Source organism: Lacimicrobium alkaliphilum (genome assembly GCF_001466725.1).
In the GTDB taxonomy this organism is placed as follows: domain Bacteria; phylum Pseudomonadota; class Gammaproteobacteria; order Enterobacterales; family Alteromonadaceae; genus Lacimicrobium; species Lacimicrobium alkaliphilum_B.
Genome location: NZ_CP013650.1, coordinates 4318962 through 4343884, shown reverse-complemented (window position 1 = coordinate 4343884; position 24923 = coordinate 4318962). Strand labels below are relative to the sequence as shown.

Sequence of the window (24923 nt, the reverse complement as noted above, 5' to 3'; positions counted from 1 at the left end):
AGAGGTGAATGATGATCAAAGGAAGCTGTTGTTGTGGAGCGATACAATTCGAACTGAGCGAAAAACCCGGCTTGATGGGCATGTGTCACTGTAGCCGTTGCCGCAAGATGGGGGCTGGGGCACTAATCTTTGTCAATTCAGATACATTCAGTATTACTGCTGGCCACAATAACATTACCACCTTCAAAGCCCAGCCACCCTATAAATACCATCGTTGCTTCTGTTCAATCTGCGGAACTGCACTTGGAGAAGTGCTCTCAGGATTAGACACTTTCCCAATCAATGCAAATTGCATTGATAGTGAAATCGAGATCGAAAATAAATTCCACGAGTTTGTTGCTGACAAACCAAGCTGGTTGAAAATCGGTGATAACGCTCAGCAGTTCGACGAGCACCCAAACTAAAAACAACCTGTATTGAATGACTTTCATGGAGTAACTCGTGAAATATCTGTTTTTAACTATGGCGCTTTTAGTGCCTACGTCTCTCCTGGCTGTGGATAATAAAGATCAGCAAAGCTTGCCTTTCTTAGCGGGGCCTTATCTGGGGCAGGTGCCGCCGGGACTAACACCGAAAAAGTTCGCCCCGGGCTATGTTTCAACCCGGCATCGCGATTTTAGCGGTTCCTTTACTCCCGATTTAACCGAGTTCTACTTCTCCAGAAAAGATGTCGACACTGAAAAGTGGTGGTTAATACGTTTCACGCTAGAGAATAACCGGTGGCAGGAGTCGGTGGTTGGGCCCAGAATTGGCCGCCCTATACTGTCACCAGATGGCAATACCCTGCATTTGGGTAACAAATACAGGGAACGCACCGCTGATGGCTGGTCAGAGGTAAAAAGCCTTGGCCCGATGTTTGATCGCGAAGACTGGGGCATTATGCGCCTGTCAGCATCAGCCCTAGGCAGCTACATATTTGATGACTACAAAAACAATGATGTGCTGAGGATCTCTCAGGTTCAAAACGGTCAACGACAACCGCCAGGATTGCTGGCAGAGCACATTAACGCTGGCAAGTGGACTGCCCATCCATTTATCGCCCCGGATGAGTCTTACATCATATGGGATAGTGAAAAAGAAGATGGATATGGAGATACGGATCTTTATATCAGCTTTCGCCAGCCAAATGGTGAATGGGGCAGTGCGAAGAACCTCGGCAACCAGATTAATACCGATGGAACAGAAGCAAGTGCTTATGTATCTCCAGATGGTAAGTACCTTTTCTTTAATCGAAGACCTCGCCCGAATAAAGACGGCAAGGGGCCCGAAGGAGATATTTACTGGGTAGATGCAAAAATTATTGAGGCATTGAGGCCCAGACAATGAAAAAGGGCAGGCAAGTAACAGATGGGTACAGAATGAATCCACTTTTTAAATGGATATTAATAACGACTGCGGTGTGGATGGGGCTGTTCAGCGCGTTGTCTGGTGCCGGTGAAACCGGGGGCAGTAACGAGCTTCGTATGGAGATCGCAAAGTCGTTAGAACATCAGGGGCTGACAGGCGCCGTTTGGGCAACCGTAGGCCCCGAAGGAATTGCCACCGATGCAGCGGGCCTTACCAATGCTCGCAACCAAAAACCACTTACCTCTGATAGCAAAGTTCAGACTGCCTCGATAGTGAAAACATTAATAGCAACTGGCGTTCTGAGATTAGTTACAGAGGGCAAACTGACCCTCGACACCCCTGTTGCCAGCCTCCTGCCTGATATCATCTTTGATAATCGTTGGCAGTCAAGCCATCCGGTGCTAGTGCGTCATCTACTTGATCATACATCGGGGCTGGATGATGCCCGTCTCTGGCACATTTTCACTGTCAACGCCAAACCGGATGCACCACTACACAGCAGTATTCAACCAGAGCCTCTACAGATCCGTAGTCGGCCGGGCAGCCGTATTTCCTACTCCAACCTTGGCTACACCCTGGTTGGCATGGTTATCGAGCAGGTTACTGGCGAGCGCTACGAGCACTATCTTGATAAACACTTGCTGCATCCGCTGGGTATGCATATGAGTACCTTTAGGTTTGTCTCCCAGCAAGGGCCTCATGCAGATAAAGCGCTGGCAATGGGGCACTTTGAGGATGGGGTGACTCAGCCAACTCTGCCGCTGTATCTTCGTCCCGCAGGTCAGTTTACCACCACAGCAGCAGACATGGCGCTGTTCGCACACTTTCTGATGAGCAATGGCGAGATTGATGGCAAGACCTTTATCTCTGCTGATTTGCTCAGCGCCATGGGAAAGCCGACCACCACCGAAGCGGCCTTGGCAGGGCTGGTTGATGCGGGATATGGACTTGGATTGAACAGCCGTGACCGACACGGTGTCATCGGCAACTGTCATAGCGGCTCTACGGCCGGCTTTAAAACCAATTTTTGTCTGTTCCCTGAAGAGCAGAAAGCATTTTTTGTTGCCTTTAATGCCGATGTCGAAACGGCGGACTACAAAGAGTTTGATGCTCTGCTGATTGATCAACTCGGTATTCAAACCGAGCCTACGATGCCGGCAGCTCCCCCTTTGGAGAACCTCATCGACTGGCAGGGCATCTACGTGTTGGCGCCTAGCCGCATCGAAAGCTTCGCTTATGTGGATCTGCTATTGCACTTTGCTACTGTCGGGTGGGATGGCCAATACCTGCACCTGAAACCCTTTCAGAGTAAAAGCAGAGCGTTGGCACCAGTAGGTGGGCCGCTTTTTCGCGCCGAAGACAGAACACACGCATCGCACGCGCTGATTGTTTCGGACGATGGAAAGCGAATTATCAGCGATGGTTTCCGTAGCTACGAGCAGACCAGTCTATGGCGCATGGTGCCCCTTTGGGGAAGCCTGGTGGCGGGTGTGCTTGGGCTGATATGGCTGCTTATCTCCGGGGTGGTTTGCATGCTGCGTCGCAGGCTAAAGCCTTCTTCTGCGCTTTACGCGCCATTTATCTCATCGGTCGCGCTGTTGCTGCCAATACCACTATTTTTTAGCCAGTCTTTTCTGCAACTTGGTGATCTGACGCCGGCAAGCGCATTGCTGACAGTAGTGACAGGCATGCTGCCACTAGCGATGATGTTCGGATTGTGGCGTTCATTTAGCCGGCAAAAGATAGAGGGGAAAACACTGTGCGACGCGCTGGCAATGCTCGGCGTACTCCAGTGGTGTTTGGTGCTTGCTGTTTGGGGGCTGTTACCACTTCGCCTGTGGGGCTAATACATTAACCAGGGCCGTCTCCAACTTTAGGGGCGGCTATGTACCAGAAGAGATCCTTCTGCACAGTGCAAGACCTGACCCAGCGCTGTTCGATGTTTACCTGAAACAGGCGGGATTGATTGAATCAAGAGCTTCACTATCCTGAATAAAACGCCCTGTGCGGAGCCGCATGCAGGGTGTTGTGGGGGACTGGGGGCTAGATAACCCCGGTTACCCGATTAGATTTTTTCATTCGGAGCCAAGTACATATTGAATTCTTTGAATATTTTTTCTCTGAGAGGAATGATATCAAGATATTCTTTAGCGAAAAATATTGATTCGGCAACCTCCTTGCTAGGAAAATCAATGAGCATAACCAAATCAGGGAACCGATTTCCATATAATGTCTTGATAATTTTCTGTCGGCGGATAACAACTCCCTTATGCTTGCTGAGATAGTCGCGAACAGTTTGTGAATACTCAGGAAAGTGTTTTTCGTATCCTTCCTGAAATTTTCCATCAACAATTATGGAATACTTGCTCACATCTCGCTCCTGTAAATATACGCCGCAACCAGCGGCACGAACTTGATGGCGCTTTTGTTGTGCCGTTTGCAAGAAAAGTGACAGCGAGTTTGTGTCCGATTTGAGTGGCCTTGTTATATGTCAAAACCATAATCCAATACAGAAGGCCAGCATCCCGGCGGTGAATAGTACAAAATAAATGATATGAGGCCAGTTCTTTCTTCTGTTCGCTATGTAATATCGAATCATCTCGTCAACATCTGAAGGAGAAAACCAGCTATTACATCTGTAGCACTTTCTGGTTCCTTCTTTGACATAGGCTCCACAAGTTAAGCACTTATATTTGTACCCTAGCCTATCCTCACACCAATAAGGGTAACTTTCCTTCATGATGTCCCTGACATTTAACAGCTTATTATATCAACCAATGCAAGGTTTTGTTCCTGTCAAGCTACTCTACCTTACAAGGTAAAGAAGTCCAATGTCTGCAATTCGCTCAGGCTGTGTGAAAACTCCTGATCACCTTTTGGACTAAACAGCTCGTTAATATGATCAATCGGTCTGGTTAACATCACCCCTCAATTGTGTGGTTGACTAAAATTAGTAGTACAAAAAGAAAACACATTGTGCGCTGCTATGTCTCACCATATCCAAGGCCAGGGCCGACACCAGGTAACCCTATTTCCAGAAGCACTGGATGACTTCGTTTCAGAAGATAATCCGGTGCGTGTGATTGATGTCTTCGTCGATGAAATCAACCTTGATGCCCTCGGTTTTAAACGTGTTCAAGCCAGGCAAACTGGTCGTCCAGGTTACCATCCTGCAACGCTTCTGAAACTCTACATATACGGCTATCTAAACCGTATTCAATCCTCTCGACGACTGGAAAAGGAAACTCAGCGTAACGTAGAGTTGATGTGGCTGCTGGAACGCCTGACTCCTGACTTTAAAACCATTGCGGACTTCAGGAAAGATAACGGGAAGGGCATCAAGAATGCCTGCCGACAGTTTGTTGAACTCTGTCGCCAGATGAATATGCTCACTGATTCAATCATTGCCATTGATGGTAGTAAGTTCAAAGCCGTGAATAGCAAAGCGAATAACTTCACTTCACAAAAAGCCAAAGACCATATCGCCCGAATCGAAGCCAGTATCAGCGAATACCTGGACAAACTGGATAATGCAGACGCGTCAGACGCCAACGAGAAACAGACCCAACTAATGAAGGAAAAGTTGGCTTGGCTCAAAAACAGACTCAGTGAGTTGAAGGAGATAGAAAAAGCCGTCAATCAACACCCTGATAAACAACTGTCGTTAAGTGATCCGGATTCACGGCTTATGAAAACCGATAACATGAACCGGCAGGTCTGTTACAACGTGCAAAGCGCAGTGGATACCAGGCACCATCTGATTATCAGTCATGACATCATCATGACTACAGACAGAGGCCACCTCACCCTGGTCGCCGAACAGGTGCAAAAAGCGCTGCATAAAAAAAGACATCACCGTGATCGCTGATAAAGGCTATTTCAGTCGTATAGACATCAAAGCGACACAGGACTTAGGAGCAAAGGCGCTGGTGCCACAAAGTGATACCTCTGGCTCTAAAGCCAAGGGTATATTTAACAAATCACTGTTTAAATACGATAAGAATAAGGACGTGTATATTTGTCCCGTCGGAAACGAGCTCCCCTTCAAAAGGAAATCACTGGAAAAGGGTATAGAGCTAAAGGTTTACGTAGATCATATTGCCTGTAGAGACTGCGCTATGCGCAAAAAGTGCACCACATCATCTTACGAACCCAGGAAAATGAGGCGCTGGATTCATGAAGATGAGATTGAAGAAATGCAATCTCGACTGGAGGCCTCACCTGAAACTACCGTGTTACGTAAGCAGACAGTCGAACATCCCTTCGGAACAATTAAAATGTGGATGGGAGCTACCCACTTCCTGATGAAACGTCTGTCTAATGTCAGTACCGAGATGAGCTTGCACGTACTGGCCTATAACCTCAAACGGATGATAGCCATTGTGGGTACCCGTCGACTGATATCCATGCTGAAGGCCGGATAATGCCTTTTTACACTACATTTAACCTGCAATAAGCTGACTTATCACTGTCACTCTTAGCTAAACCACCAACCGCTCAGACACCTATAACCCTAATATCCATGTAAACACACAACGGGACCGGCGGCCGGAAAGAAACAGATCAAACGGGTTGAGAGATCTTCGAGTATTCACACAGTCTGCGCTCTAAGCCGCCTCCGCTCTGGGCTTTACGGCTTTTTAATTACGGGTATTAGTGTTAACTGAACGTATAGTGCCACCAGCGCAACGCGGGCTGCTGACAATATGGGTAATTGAGCTTTAGCTGATACCTCATCGGTATCACTCAAACACCTCAATACGACGCGCATCAGACTCCGGGTAAGGGTATTCCATATGCTTTGCCGTTGCGCGGGCCACCTGCTCCCCCACGTAGTGCGCCACCAGCTTCAATGACATATCAATTCCCGCTGAAATACCGGCACTGGTGCAAATGTTTCCCTGAAACACATAGTGCTTATCAAAGGCGACCCTGACCTCTGCAAAACTATCCCGCATCCGCTCTAAGGAGCGCCAGTGTGTGGTAGCTTCGAGACCATTCAGAAGACCCGCCTGAGCCAGTACCATGGAGCCGGTACAAACTGATGCCAGGGTTTTGACCTGCCCGGCCTGTTGTGCGAGCCAATCCAGAACCCTCTGGTTTGTGACCAGCTCGCGGGTGCCCCAACCGCCGGGCACAATCAGAATATCCAGTTTCGGGCATTGTTCCAGCGTGGTATGGGGCATCACCTGCATGCCACCGGTGGTGGTAACGGCATCGGTCCGCTCGGCAATTAACACCACCTCGAAGGGAGATGGATCCTGGCGCTGACGGGGTTCTTTCAGGCGTGTGGTGGCAAACACTTCAAAAGGACCACAAAAATCCAGCACCTCCACATCCTCGAAAATCAGTATCCCTACCCGATATTGCGCCATTTGCCCGCTCCTGTTATTTGCCGGTTTTCATGTATGTATACCCATGCAGACAGTCTTCATAGAAATCTGTCCACTTCACCCCTTCTCTGGGTTTGATATTGCCCGCTGCGACCTGTTTGTCGATAAAGCGTTTCACATCTTTGGCCATGGCCGAAGGGTTATACTGCATGATCGACAGCACACCGCTGACCGATGAGCCGGTGACCACTTCTTCGATATAAAAATCCGCCGGGTCGTCATCGTCACTGAAGATATGTACTTCATTTAAGCGCCCGAACAGGTTATGCATATCGCCCATCACATCCTGATAAGCGCCGGTCAGAAACAGGCCCACATAATATTCTTCACCGGGTTTGAGCTTATGCAGGTGCAGCACATCAGAAATGCCCTCTTCGCCGATAAACTGGTCGATCTTGCCATCGCTGTCGCAGGTAATGTCCACCAGCGAGCAGTTTACCGAAGGCTCTTCATTCATTCGCGTAATCGGTACTACGGGCAAGACCTGATCGATAGCCCAGGTATCCGCAGCCGACTGAAAAATCGAAAAGTTACACAGATACTGGGAAGACAGCGCGTATTCCAGACCTTTGAGCTCTTCCGGCACAAATTCAGCCTGCTTCAGCTCCTGATTCAGGCGCGCCATAATCTGCCAGTACAGGGTTTCCAGCTTGGCCAGCTCTTCTAATGAAATCACCCGCAGTTTAAAGGCCTCAATGGCCTGTTCTTTCCACTGCGAGGCGTCATTGAAAATCTCCTGCAAACTGCCGCCGTTATCGAAGGATGGCACCAGATCGCGCATATTGCTGACCAGCACATGCTCGTCTTCTGCGGCCTGGGTATCAAACTGAATATCACTGTTTTTGATCTCACCGACTATCTGGGTGATCACACAACTATGATGGGCAGTAATGGCGCGGCCACTTTCACTGACCAGATTAGGATGGGGCACCTCCTCCAGATCGCAGATCTCTTTCATGCCATAGACCACATCGGCCACATACTCCTGCATGCTGTAGTTGCGGGAGGAGTCACTGGTAGACTGACTGCCATCGTAATCCACTCCCAGGCCACCACCCACATCCACATACTGCATGTCGACGCCCATTTTGCGCAATTCAGCATAGATGCGGCCGCCTTCGGCCACGGCGTCTTTTACCGAGCGGATATCAGTAAGCTGAGAGCCGATATGAAAATGCAGCAGTTTCAGGCAATGACCCAAGCCCTGCTCCTGCAGATATTTGGCAGCATTGATGATCTCGGCAATGGTGAGGCCAAATTTGGCCCGATCACCACCGGAGCTTTCCCACTTGCCGCGACCTTTAACGGTCATCTTCGAACGCACCCCAATAATAGGGTCGATATTCAGCTCTTTGGCGATCCGCACCAGAGACAGCAGCTCCGAGTACTTTTCTACCACCACAATAATATTGCGCCCCAGCTTGCGACCAAGCAGTGCAAGACGCATAAATTCTTCATCTTTGTAGCCATTGAGTATGGTCAGGGCATTTTCACTGGTTTCAAAAGACAATACGGTCAACAACTCAGCCTTTGAGCCAGCCTCGAGGCCATAATCATAGGGCTCACCGGCATCGACGATCTCTTCCACCACTTCGCGCATCTGGTTAACTTTAACCGGATAAACACCCTGGTAACGGCCCTGATACTCAGCCTCTTTGATACTCTGGCGAAAGGTCTGGTTTAATTGTGCCACCTGAGAACGCAGGATGTCGTGAAAACGCACCACCACAGGAAACTGCACGCCTTCCTGCTTGATCTCTTCGATCACGGTGTTGAAATCAATTCTGACATCGGGGTTATCAAAGGCCGGAGTAATATGCAGATTACCGTTTTCTCCCACTTCAAAATAGCCACCGCCCCAGCGTTTTACCCGGTAAAGCCGTTCGGCATCATCAATCGTCCAGTTCGCCAATATGTTATCTCCCAAAAAAAGAAAAAGTCGACCCAGGAGCCTGACAGGCTCCTGATTTATTCAGCTGTTTGTCGACCTGTATAAATTCAAATCAACAGGTTGAGCAAGATTGCTCAGGCCTGCATGCAAAGAATCAGTTCACGTACCACTTTAGCAGCAAATACGGCACTGTTGCCGGAGCTGTCGATTTCCGGTGACAGCTCCACCACATCACAGCCCACCAGATTTTTACCTCTGAGCAACTTGATCAGTTTCACAAAGGAGTGAAAATCTTCTCCGCCGGGCTCAGGAGTGCCGGTGCCGGGCAGAAAGCTGGGATCAAAGTAATCCAGATCCAGGGTCAGATACACCGGTCTGTTTGCAGAAATGGCAGCGATATCCTGCAGAAAACTGTCTCTGGAGGTGCGGATGGTTTTATTCTCACGCATCCACTGATATTCCTCTTTGGTACCGGAACGGATACCGTACTGGATCAGTTGATGATCGGGACCAAAATGATCCAGCGCCCGGCGGATAATGGACGCATGAGAAAAATGATAGCCTTCATAGCCATCACGCAAATCCGCATGGGCATCCAGATGCACCAACACCAGATCGGGATATTGCTCAAGGTATTTTTTAATCGGGGCATAGGAGATAGAGTGCTCGCCCCCCAGGGTCATGATGCGGATTTTCTCTTTTTCCAGATCCAGGGCGCCAAATAAGCGCGCAAAATCATCAGTAGCACTTTGCCACTGCTGCTCCACATCGTCACTGACGCCCAGTTGCAGATTGCCCATATCCACAAAGCGGCATTGTTCCAGATCCGCATCCAGATAAGGAGAATAGCTCTCGATATCCTCTGAAACATCACGCAGGGCATCGGGGCCATTGCGGGTACCTTTGCGAAAACAGGCGGTGCCATCAAAACCAAAACCGATAAGATTGAGGCAATCGGATTCAGGTTGCGTGGCGGTATTCGCCATATGAAAAGGTGTGCCCGGCGGTGTTAGTGTCACCATGGGTGCATCAGACATAAAACTCAAATCCTGTGGTCGAATAATGGGCGTAGTATAAAGAATAGCAGCCCCCAAACCCCAGCGTTTTCTGCAGTGATTCAACACGATTTTAGTTGTTTTACCGCAGAGTCACAGAGGACACAGAGGGTAGAGAGATGACTCCACAAAACTTTGCGATGCGGGCAACTTTGCGCTGATACCGACATTTTGCATATTTGATAGCCGCTTATAGTATTCACCACCAACACATAGCCCTTAGCGATAAAATGCATCGGAAGCCCCGATAGATAAGGCTTTGCAGACGGATATTAGTGCCTTAAGTTGCTTTGCTTTTTGCGTCTTCAATGCCATCATAGCGGGTCTGACACCTCTGTGGAGTGACGCTGTGACAAGGTTAAAACTGACAGCCATTTTCGCCCTGCTGTTACTGGCAGGATGCGGCCAGAAGGGCCCGTTGTTTATGCCGGAACAGGCTGTGGACAATAAACCTCAGCAAACCGAACAAGATGAGACTCAATCCACCCGCGAACAAGAGCAGAATTAGATGGATTTCTTTGTACATCAACAACAACAGCTGATGGCAGAAAACGTGCCGGTCAGCCAGATTGCCGCCGACTTCGGTACCCCCTGTTATATCTACTCGCGCGCCACCATTGAGCGTCACTGGCGCGCCTTTGATGATGCGGTGGGTAACCATCCACATCTGATTTGTTACGCGGTCAAAGCCAACTCCAATATCGGCGTACTCAGCGTGCTGGCAAAGCTGGGCTCGGGTTTTGATATCGTTTCCGGCGGTGAACTGGCCCGTGTTATTGAAGCCGGTGGCGATCCTGCCAAGGTGGTATTCTCCGGGGTCGGCAAAACAGAGCAGGAAATTGCCTACGCACTCGAACAGGGGATTAAGTGCTTTAACGTGGAGTCGCCCTCAGAGCTCAAACGTATCAACAAAGTTGCAGGCGAACAGGGTAAACCGGCGCCGATCTCGTTACGGGTCAACCCCGACGTAGATGCCAAAACCCACCCCTATATTTCTACTGGCCTGAAAGCCAATAAATTCGGCATCGAGCGCGAACAGGCCGTCGAGGTATATACTCAGGCAGCGAAGATGCCGCATCTTAAGATTGTGGGCATGGATTGCCATATCGGTTCACAACTGACCGAAGTGGGCCCCTTTGTGGATGCGCTGGACAGGTTACTGGAGCTGGTGGATGAACTGTCGGCAAGGGGCATAGAAATTGAGCACCTGGATGTCGGTGGTGGTCTGGGTGTGACCTATAAAGACGAACAGCCACCACAACCTGATGCCTACGTGAAAGCCATTGTTGACCGTATGCAGAACAGACCGGATTTGCCTCTGATTTTTGAGCCGGGCAGGGCAATCATGGCCAATGCAGGTATTCTGGTCAGCAAGGTTGAGTTTCTCAAGCAGGGAGCAGAGAAAAATTTCGCGCTGGTAGACGCAGCGATGAATGATCTGATCCGCCCGGCACTCTATTCAGCCTGGATGGATATTGTTGAAGTAGACAAGAGCCTGAGCAGAGAAACCTTCACCTATGACGTGGTCGGCCCGGTATGTGAAACCGGTGATTTCCTCGGCAAAGACAGAGCCCTGGCCATTGATGAGGGGGATCTTATCGCCGTACGCAGCGCCGGTGCTTATGGCTTTACCATGGCCTCAAACTACAACAGTCGCTGCCGCCCGGCAGAGATCTTAGTGGATGGCGATCAATGCTTTCTGGTTCGGGAACGAGAAAAACTAAAGGATCTCTGGAAAGGAGAGCATAAAGTTCCGTAAACTAGCAGGAATCAGTGGTCAGTAATCAGTTTTCAGTACAGAATTGCAATTCAGTTTCGGATACAGGATGGTGTCTCTTCTGACTATTGCCAGCTGAAAGCTGATTTCTCTAACTAAGTGGTACCGATGCAGATTCATTTTTCAAAAATGCAGGGCCTGGGTAATGACTTTATGGTCATCGACAACGTTACCCAGAATGTGTTTTTCTCCAAGGACAAGATTAAACAGTTAGCAGATCGCAATTTCGGTATCGGCTTTGATCAGTTATTGCTGGTGGAACCTCCTTACGATCCCGATCAGGATTTTCACTACCGTATCTTTAATGCCGACGGCACCGAAGTATCCCAATGCGGTAACGGCGCCCGTTGCTTTGCCCGCTTTGTGCGCAATAAGGGGCTGATTAACAAAAATAAAATAGTCGTAGGCACGCGTGCCGGACGGATGGTATTGTATCTTGAGCGGGATGGTCAGGTAACCGTAAACATGGGTAAGCCCCAGTTTGAGCCTGCTCAGATCCCGTTAAAAGCCAATAAAGAAGAGGCCACCTATATCGTTCGTGAGGACGAACACACCATTTTTTGTGGTGCTGTGTCGCTGGGAAATCCCCATTGCGTGATGGAAGTCGAGGATATTGAGCAGGCAGCAGTTGAAACCCTCGGCCCTTTACTGGTAAAACATGAAAGATTCCCCGAAGGAGTGAATGTGGGTTTTATGCAAATCCTCTCTCCCTCCCACATTAAACTGCGGGTGTATGAACGCGGTAGCGGCGAGACCCTCGCCTGTGGCAGTGGTGCCTGCGCCGCGGCAGTAATAGGGCAGCTTTGGGGAAAACTGGAATCAGAAGTCAGGGTCGACCTTCCTGGTGGTACGCTGACCATACGCTGGCAGGGCCGTGATCGGGTAGTGAAGATGACGGGGCCGGCAGAGCATGTATTTGACGGAAGTATCAGCCTATGAGTGACATGTCGAGACAGGAAAAAGCCACACCAGCAGTGGAGTTAGCATCGCTGGCACCGGAAGCCGTTAAGGAATACCTGTTGGCCAACCCGGATTTTTTCTTTTATTTCCCCGAAATTCTCGACAGCCTCAGATTACCCCACAAGCAAAAAGGCACTGTCTCTCTGGTAGAGCGTCAGGCAGAACAACTGCGCCTGAAAGTGCGCCAGTTACAACTGCAGATCAATGAACTGATGGCTACTGCCAAGCAGAACGAGCGTATTTACCGCATCTATGCCGATCTCAATCTGCGCCTGTTCCGCTGCCGGACACTGTTCGACGCCCGTAAAACCCTCGAGCAGGTGCTGTTGCATCAACTGGATTTGCAAACCCTTTCATTAAAGCTGTTTGGCTTCGACGACGATCTGCCTGAGGCCAGCAAAAAACACCTGATGGAAAAACGCTTTAATAACAATATTTATTATCTTGGCCGACTTAGTCAGCAGGAACAGAAAATGCTGTTCAACGACCGCCCGGTGGGCTCTGTGGCCATGATGTTGCTGGGCGAGCGCGGCGAAATGGGTCTGCTGGCCGTCGGCAGTGACGAGCCCCATCACTTTCATCCCGGCATGGACACCCTGCTGATCACCCAACTGCAGAAATTTCTGACCCTGGTGGTACCTCAGCTCGCGGAATACTGATGGTATGAGCGAATCAGCTCCGGGGTGCATTGACCAAAGGCTGGAAGCGTTTCTTGCCCATCTGTGCAACGAGCGGAACCTGGCAAAAAGAACCCTTGAAACCTACGCACAGCAGTTGCAGGATATTAGTCAGCAACTGGCCCTGAACAACTGGGCAGAGCTGACACCACAACATGTTCGCCAGGTACTTAATCAGGCCAGACGAAAAGGTCACAGCCCGGCCTCCATTGCCCTGAAACTTTCCGCTTTGCGTACCTTCTGCCAGTATCTGCTGCAACAGGGGGAACTAGCCAGTAATCCCACCACCGGCATTCAGGCACCTAAAAAAGGCCGGCCTTTGCCCAAGCAACTGCATGTGGATGAGATGAGCCAACTGCTCGATTTCAGCCCCGGCGACGATATTCTGGGGATCCGCGATAAAGCCATGCTGGAGCTGACCTATAGTTGCGGATTGCGTCTGGCCGAACTAACCGGGCTGAACCTGGATAACCTTAATCAGGATAAGAGTCTGCTGCGGGTAAGGGGTAAAGGCAACAAGGAACGCTTGCTGCCAGTCGGTCGCCTTGCCCGGCAGGCCCTGCAAGCCTGGCTGAAAGTCAGGGGTGAACTTGCCCCCGTTGAAGAAAAAGCCCTGTTTATCAGCAAACAGCGGCGACGCATTACCTCAAGGCAGATTGCCCAGCGCATGCAACACTGGGCCTTAAAGCAAGGACTGAATCAGCCTCTTAACCCACACAAGTTACGCCACTCTTTCGCCACCCATGTGCTGGAATCGAGCGGAGATTTGCGTGGCGTGCAGGAACTGCTTGGCCATGCCAACCTCACCACCACCCAAGTGTATACCCATCTGGATTTTCAGCATCTGGCCCAGGTATATGACAAGGCCCATCCCAGAGCGAAGAAGAGCCAAAACTGACAGATGATTATTTACCGCCCCTTACAGCCTGTTAAGGCGTTGTCATTCGATCTCGATGATACCCTGTATAATAACCACAATATTATGCTCAGAGCCGAACGGGCGCTGCTGGATTTTCTGCATCTGGAATACCCGGATACTGCCCGGCATGACATTGAATTCTGGCGTCAGATCAAGGCACAGCTGCTGCGGCAACGACCCGAACTGCAAAGTGATATGGGCGAATTAAGACGACAGCAACTGCATCATGGCCTGCAAACATGCGGATATGACGGTGAAACCCTGGCTACTGCGACTCAGGTGGCATTTGATTATTTTTACGACCAACGCAGCGACTTTAAGGTCACTGAAAGTATCTGTTCTTTGCTCAGACAACTGGCAGATAGGGTGCCGATGGTGGCCATCACCAATGGCAATGTTAACCTTGAGAAAATCGGTATCGCCGGCTATTTCAGTGCCTGTTATCACGCTAACCTGAAACAACCTATGAAGCCAGACAGCCGCATGTTTGAACTGGCGCAGGCTCACCTTGGTATTCCTGCCGGACAGATTCTGCATATTGGCGATGGCTTTAAAAATGATATCGCCGGGGCACTCAATGCCGGTTACCAGGCCGCCTGGTATGCCGCTAACCGGCCGATGAATATCAGTGATGAGCCCGCCAGTGTATTGCCTCATATTCAGCTACAGCAACTGGACGAACTACTGAAGCTTGTAAATAGCTGATCCCGGCCAGCTGGTGTATAAAAACACAGTATAGCTGTTATACTTGCCGCAATTTACGCACTCTGAACCTGTGAGATTAGCCACCATGGATGTATCCAGACTCATCGACGGCCTTAACGACAAACAGCGCGAAGCAGTGGCCGCGCCACCAGGCGATATGCTGGTGCTGGCCGGGGCCGGCAGTGGCAAGACCCGGGTACTGGTGCATCGTATGGCCTGGCTGATGGAAGTGGAGGGTATCTCCCCCTTTGGTATTCTGGCGGTCACTTTTACCAATAAAGCCGCCCGGGAAATGCGTGCGCGGGTGGAAAAACTGATGCACTCCTCCTTGCAGGGCATGTGGATTGGTACCTTTCATGGCCTGGCGCACCGGTTGCTGCGCACTCACTATCAGGAAGCCCGGCTGCCGGAGAACTTTCAGATCCTGGACTCTGACGATCAGTACCGCCTGATCCGCCGGGTACTCAAGGCCCTGAATCTGGATGAAAAACACTGGGCGCCAAAACATATCCAGTGGTATATCAACGGTAACAAAGATGAAGGCCTGCGGGCACAACATATTGAAACCCATGGCGATCCGGCCCAGCAGCGCATGAAAGAAATTTATCAGGCCTATCAGGACACCTGTGACCGTTCCGGGCTGGTGGATTTTGCCGAGCTGTTATTAAGAGCCCACGAGCTGTGGGTCAATAACCCGCGTATTCTGCAGCATTATCAGCAACGTTTTCGCGCGGTACTGGTGGATGAATTTCAGGACACCAATAATATCCAGTATGCCTGGTTGCGGCTGCTGGCCAGCCCCAATAACAATATGATGATTGTGGGTGACGATGATCAGTCTATTTACGGCTGGCGCGGCGCCAATGTAGACAATATCCAGCACTTTTTACGAGATTTCGATGGTGCCCAGACCATCCGTCTGGAGCAGAACTACCGCTCCACCGGCAAAATCCTTAAAGCCGCCAATGCGGTGATTGAGAATAACCAGAGCCGGTTAGGTAAAGAGCTGTGGACAGACGGCGTGGATGGCGAGCCCATCTCTTTATATGCCGGTTTTAATGATCTCGATGAAGCCCGCTTTATTGTCGCCCAGATTCGCCAGTGGCATGACAAGGGCGGCGCCCTGTCTGACTGCGCCGTGCTATACCGCAATAATGCCCAGTCACGGGTATTGGAAGAGGCCATGCTGCACGAAGGCCTGGCCTATCGGATTTACGGCGGCCTGAGGTTCTTCGAGCGCCAGGAAATCAAAGATGCACTGGGCTATCTGAGAATGATAAACCAGTCGCTGGACGATGCCGCCTTTGAACGGGTGGTAAATACACCCAGCCGTGGTATTGGCGAGCGTACCCTTGAGCAAATCCGGGAAACCGCCAAAATCACCGAGCAGTCCTTATGGCAGGCGTCGCTGCAGATGCTACAGGAGAAAAAGCTCTCAGGCCGTGCCGCCAATGCGCTGCAATCCTTTGTGGATCTGATCTTTAAACTGCAACAGGAGTGCCTGGAGCTGGCGCTGGATCAGCAGGCCGACCATGTGATTAAAGGCTCAGGCCTGTACGCCATGTATCAGGCCGAAAAAGGCGAGAAAGCCCAGGCACGAATTGAAAACCTCGAAGAACTTGTGACCGCCTGCAAACAGTTTGAACTGCCAGAGGAAGCTGACAATATGACGCCCTTATCGGCGTTTCTGGCCCATGCGTCACTGGAAGCGGGAGAGTCTCAGGCCGACAGTCATCAGGATGCCGTACAGATGATGACCATGCACAGCGCCAAAGGCCTGGAATTCCCGCTGGTATTGATTGGCGGAGTGGAAGAGGGCATGTTCCCCAGTCAGATGAGCGCCGAAGAACCGGGCCGGCTCGAAGAAGAGCGTCGTCTCTGTTACGTTGGTATGACACGCGCCATGGAGAAGTTAGTCATCACTTACGCTGAAAGCAGAAGACTCTATGGGCAGGAAAAATACCATACGCCATCACGTTTTTTGCGCGAAATACCTACCGATTGCATTGAGGAGATCCGCCTGCGCAATACTCAGGTGTCACGGCCGGTGCAGAATCGCTTTGCTCCGGTGACCTCGCACTCTGCCTTTGATTCCACCGGGTTCTCTCTGGGTCAGCGGGTTGTTCATCCCAAGTTTGGTGAGGGCACGGTACTTAACTATGAAGGCTCGGGAGAGCATGCCAGAGTACAGGTGAATTTCAGCGAGGTGGGCAATAAATGGCTGGTATTAAGCTATGCCAGACTGACGCCGGCATAACGTTTGCGTTTGCATCCGGGTTATCTCCAATCACAAGATAGGATAAAGCATCGCTGGCAGCTGTTCAGTTTGATTACTGATACCTGAAAGCTTGCGGAATCAGGCGTCAGCTGCCATGGCCGCTTTTCTGGCTTTACGATTGCGCTGAAAATGGCGGTAAGAATCGAAGCTGAACAGGGCCAGGCCCGTCCATACCAGTGCAAAGGTGATCAACCGCTCCTGATGCAGTGGTTCGTGGTATAAAAACACCGCCAGCACAAACATAATGCTGGGGCCAATATACTGAAAGAATCCCAGGGTCGAATACATAATCCGCCGCGCCGCACCGGTAAAGCACAGCAGCGGTGCCGTGGTGACGACTCCTGCGCACATCAGAGTCAGATTCAGTGCCGTGCTGTTTTCAAACATATTGCTGGCCGGGCTGGCAAACCAGATCCAGTAAGCAATCGCCACCGGCATCATCAGCAGGGTTTCCAGAAACAGACCTGGCATAGAGTCCACATCCACCTGCTTGCGCAGCAATCCATAAATGCCAAAGCTCCCCGCCAGAGCCAGTGCTATCCAGGGCACCTGCCCGTAGGACACAATCATAATACCGACACCAAACAGCGCAAGCCCCACGGCGATTTTCTGCATCCGGCGCAGACGCTCACCCAGAAAAATCCGCCCCAGAGCCACATTCAGCAAGGGGTTAATATAGTAACCCAGGCTGGCATCCAGCAGATGGTCATTATTAATTGCCCAGATAAACAGCAGCCAGTTGCCGCCCAGCAATAAACCGGAGATCAGCAGGATCTTCATTACCTTGGGGGTCAGTAAGGCTTTACGTACTTTGGCAAACTGCCCTAATGCCACTACCAGTACCACCAGAATCAGCATGGACCAGATAATACGGTGCAGCAGAATATCCGGCGCAGGCACTTCCAACAGCAGCTTAAAATACATGGGCGCAAAGCCCCACATACTGTAAGCAGCGATGGCCAGCAACACGCCGGTACGGGCAGATTTATCAGACATTGAATGATTTTTAGCAGTGGATCAGGCGCTTATCTTCGGTGATCAGCGTGTGCAAAGCAAACGAATGCTTTTAGCAACTGGGATTAGAAAAAGTAATCTTTTTAAAACAGGGCCGCCATGTAGCAGGAGTAGATATTGGTACTGACGGGATACAAAAGCTGCAAGCTTAAAATCTCATGGATGAGATTGCAGAGCGCCCAAGGAAGGGTTTACCGCGTCTTGCAGCGTTGTATACCGGCAGTTTCTGGCATAACGGTCATTAACCACATGCAATTGACTGTGAGTATCGCTAATCGATAAGTCCCGGTGCGCACATCCCTGATGGAACGCCCGCAGCTCGTACCTCCTGTACTCGCGTTCACCACGCTGCGTTATGCCACTGGCATAACGGTCGTGGTTCACCCCACCATATAAGTCCCGGTGCCAAAGGCGATATGCTCACCCTGTTCGTTATGCAGTTCCATTCTGCATACCGCTACCCGGCTACCTTTACGTATTACGCTGGCGGTGGCGATAAACTCCTTACCTTTACCGGGGCGAAGGTAATCCACGCGCATATCTATGGTGCCGATGCGGCCCAGACGTTTCTGAAAGCTTTCCAGATCCATCTCCTTCACATCTTTGACCACATGCAGAATCGCCATTAAACCACCCACGGTGTCCAGTACCGAGGCGGTGACACCGCCATGTAAGATTTTCTGTAATGGGTTACCCATAAGGCCATCATGCCAGGGCAGGCGTACTTCCACTCCTTCTCCGTCATACTGACTGATCTGAAGCCCCAGCATCCTGTTAAAAGACATATGATCGCGGAACACTCCGGCGACATAATCTGCCAGCTCGTTGGTTTGCAATATCTGTGGTGTTGCCATAACCGCCTCTGGTACGACCTGTTAATTTGGCTATCATAACAATTCCGCCGCCAAGGTGGTAACAACCTCTTTGCCCCGGTAAACTGTGAGCCTGTTTTAACTGCCTCACCGAGTCCTTTTGTCACTCTCCTTAGCATCATCTATGGCCCAACCCTCAGCGCTTGGCATTCTAAGCGATATCTTTGGCTATAAGGCTTTCCGGCCAGGACAAGAGGAAGTCATACAGGCCTGTCTGGATGGTCAGGACACCCTCGTGTTGATGCCCACCGGTGGTGGTAAGTCCCTCTGCTATCAGATACCCGCACTGCTGCTGCCGGGCCTGACAGTAGTGGTGTCACCACTGATATCACTGATGAAAGATCAGGTGGATGCCCTTATGGCCTCGGGGGTACAGGCGGCCTGTCTGACCTCGGCTTTATCACCCCAGAAGCAGTCTGAAGTGATGTCACAGGTCAGAGACGGTCAGATTAAGCTGCTCTACGTGGCCCCGGAAAGACTGATGCAGCCCTATTTTATTCAGCGCCTGCAGGATTTGTCGGTAAGCTTGTTTGCCGTAGACGAAGCTCACTGCGTATCACACTGGGGCCATGATTTTCGCCAGGATTATATGGCCCTTGGCCAGCTTAAGCACTTTTTTCCGGGCGTGCCGGTAATGGGCCTGACCGCCACCGCCGATGCCGCCACCCGCGCCGATATTCTGCAACAACTGGATCTGAAGCAGCCCTTTGTTTACCAGGGCAGTTTTGACCGCCCCAATATCCGCTATACCCAGATCCAGAAATACAAACCGCTGGACCAGCTGGAGCGCTATATCCGCGAACAGGAAGGCAGCGGCATTATTTACTGTAACAGCCGCAAGAAAGTAGATGATGTGAGTTATAAACTGGCTAACCGCGGTATCAACTGCGCCGGTTACCATGCGGGCATGGAGCCGGAGATTCGCGAGATTATTCAGCGCGATTTTATTGCCGATAATATTGATGTGATCGTCGCCACCGTGGCATTTGGCATGGGCATTAATAAGCCCAATGTGCGTTTTGTGGCCCACCACGATCTGCCCCGTACCATCGAATCTTATTATCAGGAAACCGGCCGCGCCGGACGAGATGGCAGCCCTGCCGAGGCGCTGCTGCTATTTGATGAGAAAGATGTGGCGCGCATTCGTGAGTGGATCAGCATGACCGAAAACCCGCAGCGCCAGCAAGTAGAATTACAGCGTTTTGCGGCCATGGAGGCCTTTGCCGAGTCCCAGACCTGCCGCCGCCAGGTGCTGTTAAATTACTTTGGCGAATACAATGCCACCGCCTGTGGTAACTGCGATATCTGCCTGGATCCGCCCAAGCGTTTTGACGGTACGGTGGCCGCGCAAAAAGTGCTGTCCTGTATCTATCGGCTGGAACAATCTGCCGCCAGCCAGTATCTGATTGATGTACTCAGAGGTAAAAAGCTTAAACGTATTATTGATGCCGGTCACGACCAACTCAGCACTTACGGCATTGGCAAAGACGAACCGGACGCCTGGTGGCATAACCTGATCAACCAGCTGATTCATCAGGGCCTGGCAAGGGTGGATATCACTCAAAATGCGGTGATAAAGCTCAACGAAGCGGCCAGATCAGTGCTTAAAGGTGAAATGGCGGTCAATCTGGCCGTACCCAGAATGAGCCTTAACTTGGGTAAAAAAGCCAAACTGGATAACCGTAACTACGACCGGGCCCTGTTCGCCAGACTGAAGAAACTGCGTAAAAGCATTGCAGAGGAAGATCAGGTACCGCCCTTTGTGGTATTCAGCGATATGACCCTGTCTCATATGGCAGAAAAACTGCCCACCAACAGCGCACAGATGCTGGAAGTCAGCGGCGTCGGCCAGACCAAACTGGCCCGCTACGGCGAACCTTTCTTAAACGCCATTAAGGAGCATCTGGCCGGAGAGTGAGGAGCTACTTGAATGTGGAAATTTCTATCTTTGGTGTTTTTCTCTATGTTGACAAAGAATGCCTTGGGTTCTGATCTTAATAATTATTACCGATATATGTCATTAGCTGGTGATGTCACAAGTTTTGAAGAGACAACCTTTGATGGAGTAAAACATATATTAAAAATTAGTGGTGACTCAGCTATTCCAACTAAGGTTGATGATATTGGTGATTTTTCTGTGCTTTCAATATTTTTCATTCCCAGTAAGCCTTCCCAAAAGGTCACAGAATGGGATATGAAGGACGGAGTAATATTGAAAGTCGAGAAAAAGACAATTGTAAATGGAGCAAGCTATTTTCACTTCGCTATATTTGACAAAAAGATTTCTGAAAACCCTATTTTGAAGTACGTTTATTCTAAAAATAGAGGCGTCATTCTTTATGAGGAGATGATGAGTGGCCCTCAGGGAAATCTTTATAAAACATACGTTCCAGTTGGCGCTAAAGGTATTGGTTTTAAGGAGTGACGGCTAACGGTCGTATTCATTTCCCCCCTTTACAAAACATTCAGATATCACCAGAGCTGTCGGATGGTTAATCGCAAGCTTTAAAACCTCAGGGATGAGGTTTAAGAGCGTCCAGGGAAGGATTTACCGCGTCTTGCGATTAATCATCCCGACAGCTTGGAGGCTCCATAGATTTTTTTAATCAAACACTCCATTTAAATCCGATAAAAAGAAGCGGTAGGCGGGGTTGCTGGTTTGCTCTTCGAACTGATAGCCCAGTTGCTTTACATGCTGGTCAAAGTCTTCTCTTGAGTTGGCAGGGATATCAAAACCCGCCAGTACCAGCCCTTCGGCGGCACCATGATTACGATAGTGGAACAGGGTAATGTTCCAGCGCTCGCCGAGAGTGTCCAGAAACTTCATGAGCGCGCCCGGGTGCTCGGGAAACTCAAAAGAAAAGATATGTTCGTTGAGCAGCTTAGGTGGCCTGCCGCCCACCATATACCGTACATGCAGCTTGGCCATCTCGTTATCTGACAGATCAAACAGCTGATAGCCTGCGTTGTTCAGGCTATCGGCAATGGCCTTAAATTCCTCTCGGCCCTGACGAAGCTTAAGGCCGACAAAAATATGCGCCTCTTTATTGCTGGCAAAACGGTAGTTAAATTCGGTGATGGCACGGCCGCCTAAGAGCTCACAGAAATGCCGGAAGGCCCCCGCCCGCTCGGGAATTTTGGCGGCAAATACCACTTCTTTCTGCTCACCCAGTTCGCAGCGCTCAGAGACATAACGCAGAGTATGAAAATTAATATTGGCGCCACAGAGAATACCGCCGATTTTATGGCCCTGAGTACCATTTTCACGCACATACTTACGAATACCGGCCACCGATAAGGCACCGGCGGGCTCGGCGATGACCCGGGTATCGTCGAAAATATCTTTAATCGCCGCGCAGATCTCATCGCTGGAAACGGTGATGACCTCATCCACATACTGCTGGCACAAACGAAAGGGTTCGGTGCCGATCCGTTTGACCGCCACCCCGTCGGCAAAGATGCCCACTGAGGGCAGATCCACGGGCTCGCCTTTTTCCATGGCCGCCTTAAGGCAGGCGGATTCTTCCGATTCTACCGCCACGATTTTTAAGTCGGGCCTGAGTTGCTTGAGGTACACGCCGATACCGGCGGCCAGCCCACCGCCACCTACGGCGATAAACAGAGTATCCAGATGTGGATTCTGCTCCAGTAGTTCGCGGCCAATAGTGCCCTGCCCGGCAATCACATCAGGATCATCGAAAGGCGGTACAAAAGTATAACCGTGCTTGTCCGCCAGTTCCCGCGCATGGTTGCTGGCAGCATCAAAGCTGGTGCCATGCAGCACCACTTCGGCGTATTCACCACCAAAGGTGCGCACCGCCTCGACTTTGATCTCCGGGGTGGTCTCGGGCATCACAATCACAGCTTTCATCTGCTTGATTCTGGCCGAATACGCCACACCCTGGGCATGGTTGCCTGCCGATGCAGCAATCACCCCGGCCGCAGTCTGCTCCGGGGTTAACTGGCAGAGCCTGTTATACGCGCCGCGCAGTTTAAAGGATTTTACCGGCTGCTGGTCTTCGCGCTTGAGCCAGATATCATTGCCCAACGCCGCCGAGAGTTTATCCAGCCGTACCAGGTCGCTTTGCACTGCTACGTCATAAACGGGTGAAAGCAGGATTTTCTTCAGATAATCTGCCTCTGCAACCATTATTGCTGCCCCTCCAGCAAGGCTTTATTGCGCACCGCGCCTTTGTCGGCACTGGTCGCCAGCAAGGCGTATGCTTTCAGCGCCAGGGATACATGGCGTTCACGATCGGCCGGTTGCCAGGGTTTATCGGAAGCGTCCATATCACTGCGTCGTTTTGCCAGCTCCTCAGCGTTGATCAATAGCTCAATGCGCCGATTAGGAATATCAATGGCAATCTGATCGCCGGGCTCAACCAGGGCAATATTACCGCCGGCGGCGGCTTCCGGTGACACATGGCCAATGGACAGTCCCGAGGTTCCGCCGGAAAAACGCCCGTCGGTTATCAGCGCACAGGCTTTACCCAGACCTTTTGATTTCAGGTAAGAAGTGGGGTAGAGCATTTCCTGCATACCAGGGCCCCCTTTAGGCCCTTCGTAACGGATAATCACTACTTCACCGGGCTGCACTTCGTTATTAAGGATACCGGCAACGGCGGCGTCCTGACTTTCAAAAATACGGGCCGGACCGGTAAATTTATGAATACTTTCATCCACACCGGCGGTTTTTACAATACAACCGTCTTCGGCCAGATTGCCGTACAGTACCGCCAGACCACCTTCCTGACTGAAGGCATGTTCCATATTACGGATACACCCGTTCTCGCGATCGGTATCCAGACTCGGGTAGCGACAGCTCTGACTGAAGGCTTTAGTGGTGCGGATACCGGCAGGCCCGGCACGATAAAATTCTCTGGCCGGTTCATTTTCAGTATTCATCACATCCCATTCGGCTATCACCTCACCGATGGTCTTACCCAGTACATGGGGCGCATCCCCCTGCAGTAGTCCTCCACGTTCCAGCTCCGCCAGAATACCGATTACGCCACCGGCACGGTGTACATCTTCCATATGATATTGGGGGGTGGCCGGGGCCACTTTGCACAAATGGGGTATCTTGCGCGACAAGCGGTCAATATCGGCACAGGTGAAGTCCAGCTCGGCTTCCTGTGCTGCCGCCAGCAGGTGCAAAATGGTATTGGATGAGCCACCCATAGTGATATCCAGGCTCATGGCATTTTCAAAAGCCGCACGACCTGCGATATTACGCGGCAGTGCCGTTTCGTCATTTTGTTGGTAGTAGCGTTTACACAGATCCACCGCCACCTCACCGGCCTGAATAAACAGCTTTTCCCGATCGGCATGGGTGGCCAGCATCGAACCATTGCCGGGCAAAGACAAGCCCAGCGCCTCGGTCAGACAGTTCATCGAATTAGCAGTAAACATGCCTGAGCAGGAACCACAGGTGGGGCAGGCGGAGCGCTCAATGGCGTCGCTGTCTTCGTCGCTGACCTTGTCATCTGCGGCGGCGACCATGGCATCCACCAGATCCAGGGCGATAATCTGATCGGAGAGCTTGGTTTTACCCGCCTCCATCGGCCCGCCGGAGACGAATACCACCGGAATATTCAGCCGCAGCGCCGCCATCAGCATGCCCGGGGTGATCTTGTCGCAGTTGGAGATACATACCAGCGCATCGGCGCAATGGGCATTGACCATATACTCCACCGAGTCGGCAATAATCTCCCGCGATGGCAGGCTGTACAACATGCCAGAGTGACCCATAGCAATACCGTCATCTACGGCAATGGTATTAAATTCCTTGGCTACACCACCGGCGGCTTCGATACTGCGGGCCACCAGCTGGCCCATATCTTTAAGGTGCACATGACCGGGTACAAACTGGGTAAAAGAGTTGGCGACTGCAATAATGGGCTTGCCAAAATCCGCTTCGGTCATTCCTGTGGCCCGCCACAGCGCACGGGCGCCGGCCATATTTCTGCCCTGAGTGGTGGTCGCTGAACGTAATTTTGGCATTGTTTAACCCTTATATTGCTGTCACTGAAGAT

The 24923-nt window shown here is 51.0% G+C and carries 20 protein-coding genes and 1 pseudogene; 13 read left to right on the top strand and 8 right to left on the bottom strand.

All coding sequences use genetic code 11. The features are described 5' to 3' along the window. Positions 1 to 8 precede the first annotated feature (8 nt). From AT746_RS19445 to AT746_RS19435, 3 genes are read left to right on the top strand one after another with little or no spacing between them, the layout of a single operon-like run. Positions 9 to 404 (top strand): GFA family protein, encoded by a 396-nt coding sequence (locus AT746_RS19445; protein WP_197414301.1) that lies wholly within the window; start codon positions 9 to 11, stop codon positions 402 to 404. 58 nt (positions 405 to 462) lie between these two features. Beyond that, the gene (locus tag AT746_RS19440) at positions 463 to 1326 is read left to right on the top strand and encodes a PD40 domain-containing protein (protein ID WP_062484433.1); all 864 of its coding nucleotides are present in this window, start codon (positions 463 to 465) and stop codon (positions 1324 to 1326) included. A gap of 32 nt (positions 1327 to 1358) precedes the next feature. Continuing rightward, entirely contained in the window at positions 1359 to 3194 is a 1836-nt protein-coding gene (locus AT746_RS19435) for a serine hydrolase domain-containing protein (protein WP_197414300.1), read from the top strand. Positions 3195 to 3412: 218 nt separating this feature from the next. On the opposite strand, the gene AT746_RS19430 is transcribed toward AT746_RS19435, so the two are convergent. After that, complete coding sequence (locus AT746_RS19430) at positions 3413 to 3718, bottom strand: DUF1330 domain-containing protein (RefSeq protein WP_062483761.1); 306 nt, start codon at positions 3716 to 3718, stop codon at positions 3413 to 3415. A 615-nt stretch (positions 3719 to 4333) separates the two neighbouring features. Here AT746_RS19430 and AT746_RS19425 point away from each other — a divergent pair. After that, positions 4334 to 5771 (top strand): annotated as a pseudogene (locus AT746_RS19425) (IS1182 family transposase). A gap of 318 nt (positions 5772 to 6089) precedes the next feature. Here AT746_RS19425 and AT746_RS19420 read toward each other — a convergent pair. The 3 genes from AT746_RS19420 to speB all read right to left on the bottom strand — a co-directional run bounded on the left by AT746_RS19420 (position 6090) and on the right by speB (position 9668). Beyond that, positions 6090 to 6722: a DJ-1/PfpI family protein gene (locus AT746_RS19420; RefSeq protein ID WP_062483759.1), complete on the bottom strand. Its 633-nt coding sequence runs from the start codon at positions 6720 to 6722 to the stop codon at positions 6090 to 6092. Between the two features lie 13 nt (positions 6723 to 6735). After that, the gene (speA, locus tag AT746_RS19415) at positions 6736 to 8652 is read right to left on the bottom strand and encodes a biosynthetic arginine decarboxylase (RefSeq protein ID WP_062484431.1); all 1917 of its coding nucleotides are present in this window, start codon (positions 8650 to 8652) and stop codon (positions 6736 to 6738) included. A 113-nt stretch (positions 8653 to 8765) separates the two neighbouring features. Then, positions 8766 to 9668 (bottom strand): agmatinase, encoded by a 903-nt coding sequence (gene speB / locus AT746_RS19410; RefSeq protein ID WP_062483757.1) that lies wholly within the window; start codon positions 9666 to 9668, stop codon positions 8766 to 8768. Between the two features lie 367 nt (positions 9669 to 10035). Between speB and lptM the strand changes: the two genes are divergently transcribed. From lptM to uvrD, 7 genes are all read left to right on the top strand, one after another. Then, positions 10036 to 10194 (top strand): LPS translocon maturation chaperone LptM, encoded by a 159-nt coding sequence (gene lptM, locus AT746_RS19735; RefSeq protein WP_231730983.1) that lies wholly within the window; start codon positions 10036 to 10038, stop codon positions 10192 to 10194. Further along, positions 10195 to 11445 (top strand): diaminopimelate decarboxylase, encoded by a 1251-nt coding sequence (gene lysA, locus AT746_RS19405; protein ID WP_062483755.1) that lies wholly within the window; start codon positions 10195 to 10197, stop codon positions 11443 to 11445. A 126-nt stretch (positions 11446 to 11571) separates the two neighbouring features. Then, the gene (gene dapF, locus AT746_RS19400) at positions 11572 to 12402 is read left to right on the top strand and encodes a diaminopimelate epimerase (RefSeq protein ID WP_062483753.1); all 831 of its coding nucleotides are present in this window, start codon (positions 11572 to 11574) and stop codon (positions 12400 to 12402) included. After that, the gene (locus AT746_RS19395; protein WP_082633357.1) at positions 12399 to 13082 is read left to right on the top strand and encodes a DUF484 family protein; all 684 of its coding nucleotides are present in this window, start codon (positions 12399 to 12401) and stop codon (positions 13080 to 13082) included. Before dapF ends, AT746_RS19395 begins: the two co-directional genes overlap by 4 nt. A gap of 4 nt (positions 13083 to 13086) precedes the next feature. Further along, the gene (gene xerC, locus AT746_RS19390; RefSeq protein WP_062483751.1) at positions 13087 to 13998 is read left to right on the top strand and encodes a tyrosine recombinase XerC; all 912 of its coding nucleotides are present in this window, start codon (positions 13087 to 13089) and stop codon (positions 13996 to 13998) included. A gap of 3 nt (positions 13999 to 14001) precedes the next feature. Beyond that, the gene (locus tag AT746_RS19385) at positions 14002 to 14724 is read left to right on the top strand and encodes an HAD-IA family hydrolase (RefSeq protein WP_062483749.1); all 723 of its coding nucleotides are present in this window, start codon (positions 14002 to 14004) and stop codon (positions 14722 to 14724) included. Positions 14725 to 14809: 85 nt separating this feature from the next. Further along, positions 14810 to 16981 carry a DNA helicase II gene (gene uvrD, locus AT746_RS19380; RefSeq protein ID WP_062483747.1) on the top strand — a complete coding sequence of 724 codons (2172 nt, stop codon included), beginning with the start codon at positions 14810 to 14812 and terminating at the stop codon, positions 16979 to 16981. Between the two features lie 99 nt (positions 16982 to 17080). Here uvrD and rarD read toward each other — a convergent pair whose 3' ends face one another. Then, entirely contained in the window at positions 17081 to 17998 is a 918-nt protein-coding gene (gene rarD / locus AT746_RS19375; RefSeq protein WP_082633356.1) for an EamA family transporter RarD, read from the bottom strand. A 398-nt stretch (positions 17999 to 18396) separates the two neighbouring features. Then, positions 18397 to 18870: a thioesterase family protein gene (locus AT746_RS19370; protein WP_062483745.1), complete on the bottom strand. Its 474-nt coding sequence runs from the start codon at positions 18868 to 18870 to the stop codon at positions 18397 to 18399. A gap of 142 nt (positions 18871 to 19012) precedes the next feature. On the opposite strand from AT746_RS19370, the gene recQ reads away from it, so the two are divergent. Beyond that, the gene (gene recQ / locus AT746_RS19365) at positions 19013 to 20806 is read left to right on the top strand and encodes a DNA helicase RecQ (RefSeq protein WP_062483743.1); all 1794 of its coding nucleotides are present in this window, start codon (positions 19013 to 19015) and stop codon (positions 20804 to 20806) included. 12 nt (positions 20807 to 20818) lie between these two features. Beyond that, on the top strand, positions 20819 to 21313 hold the full coding sequence (locus AT746_RS19360; protein WP_062483741.1) for a hypothetical protein: 495 nt from the start codon (positions 20819 to 20821) through the stop codon (positions 21311 to 21313). Positions 21314 to 21490: 177 nt separating this feature from the next. Here the strand turns inward: AT746_RS19360 and ilvA are convergent, their stop codons facing one another. Both ilvA and ilvD read right to left on the bottom strand, forming a co-directional pair. Beyond that, on the bottom strand, positions 21491 to 23038 hold the full coding sequence (gene ilvA, locus AT746_RS19355) for a threonine ammonia-lyase, biosynthetic (RefSeq protein ID WP_062483737.1): 1548 nt from the start codon (positions 23036 to 23038) through the stop codon (positions 21491 to 21493). After that, positions 23038 to 24891: a dihydroxy-acid dehydratase gene (gene ilvD, locus AT746_RS19350; RefSeq protein ID WP_062483735.1), complete on the bottom strand. Its 1854-nt coding sequence runs from the start codon at positions 24889 to 24891 to the stop codon at positions 23038 to 23040. Before ilvD ends, ilvA begins: the two co-directional genes overlap by 1 nt. Positions 24892 to 24923: the final 32 nt, after the last annotated feature.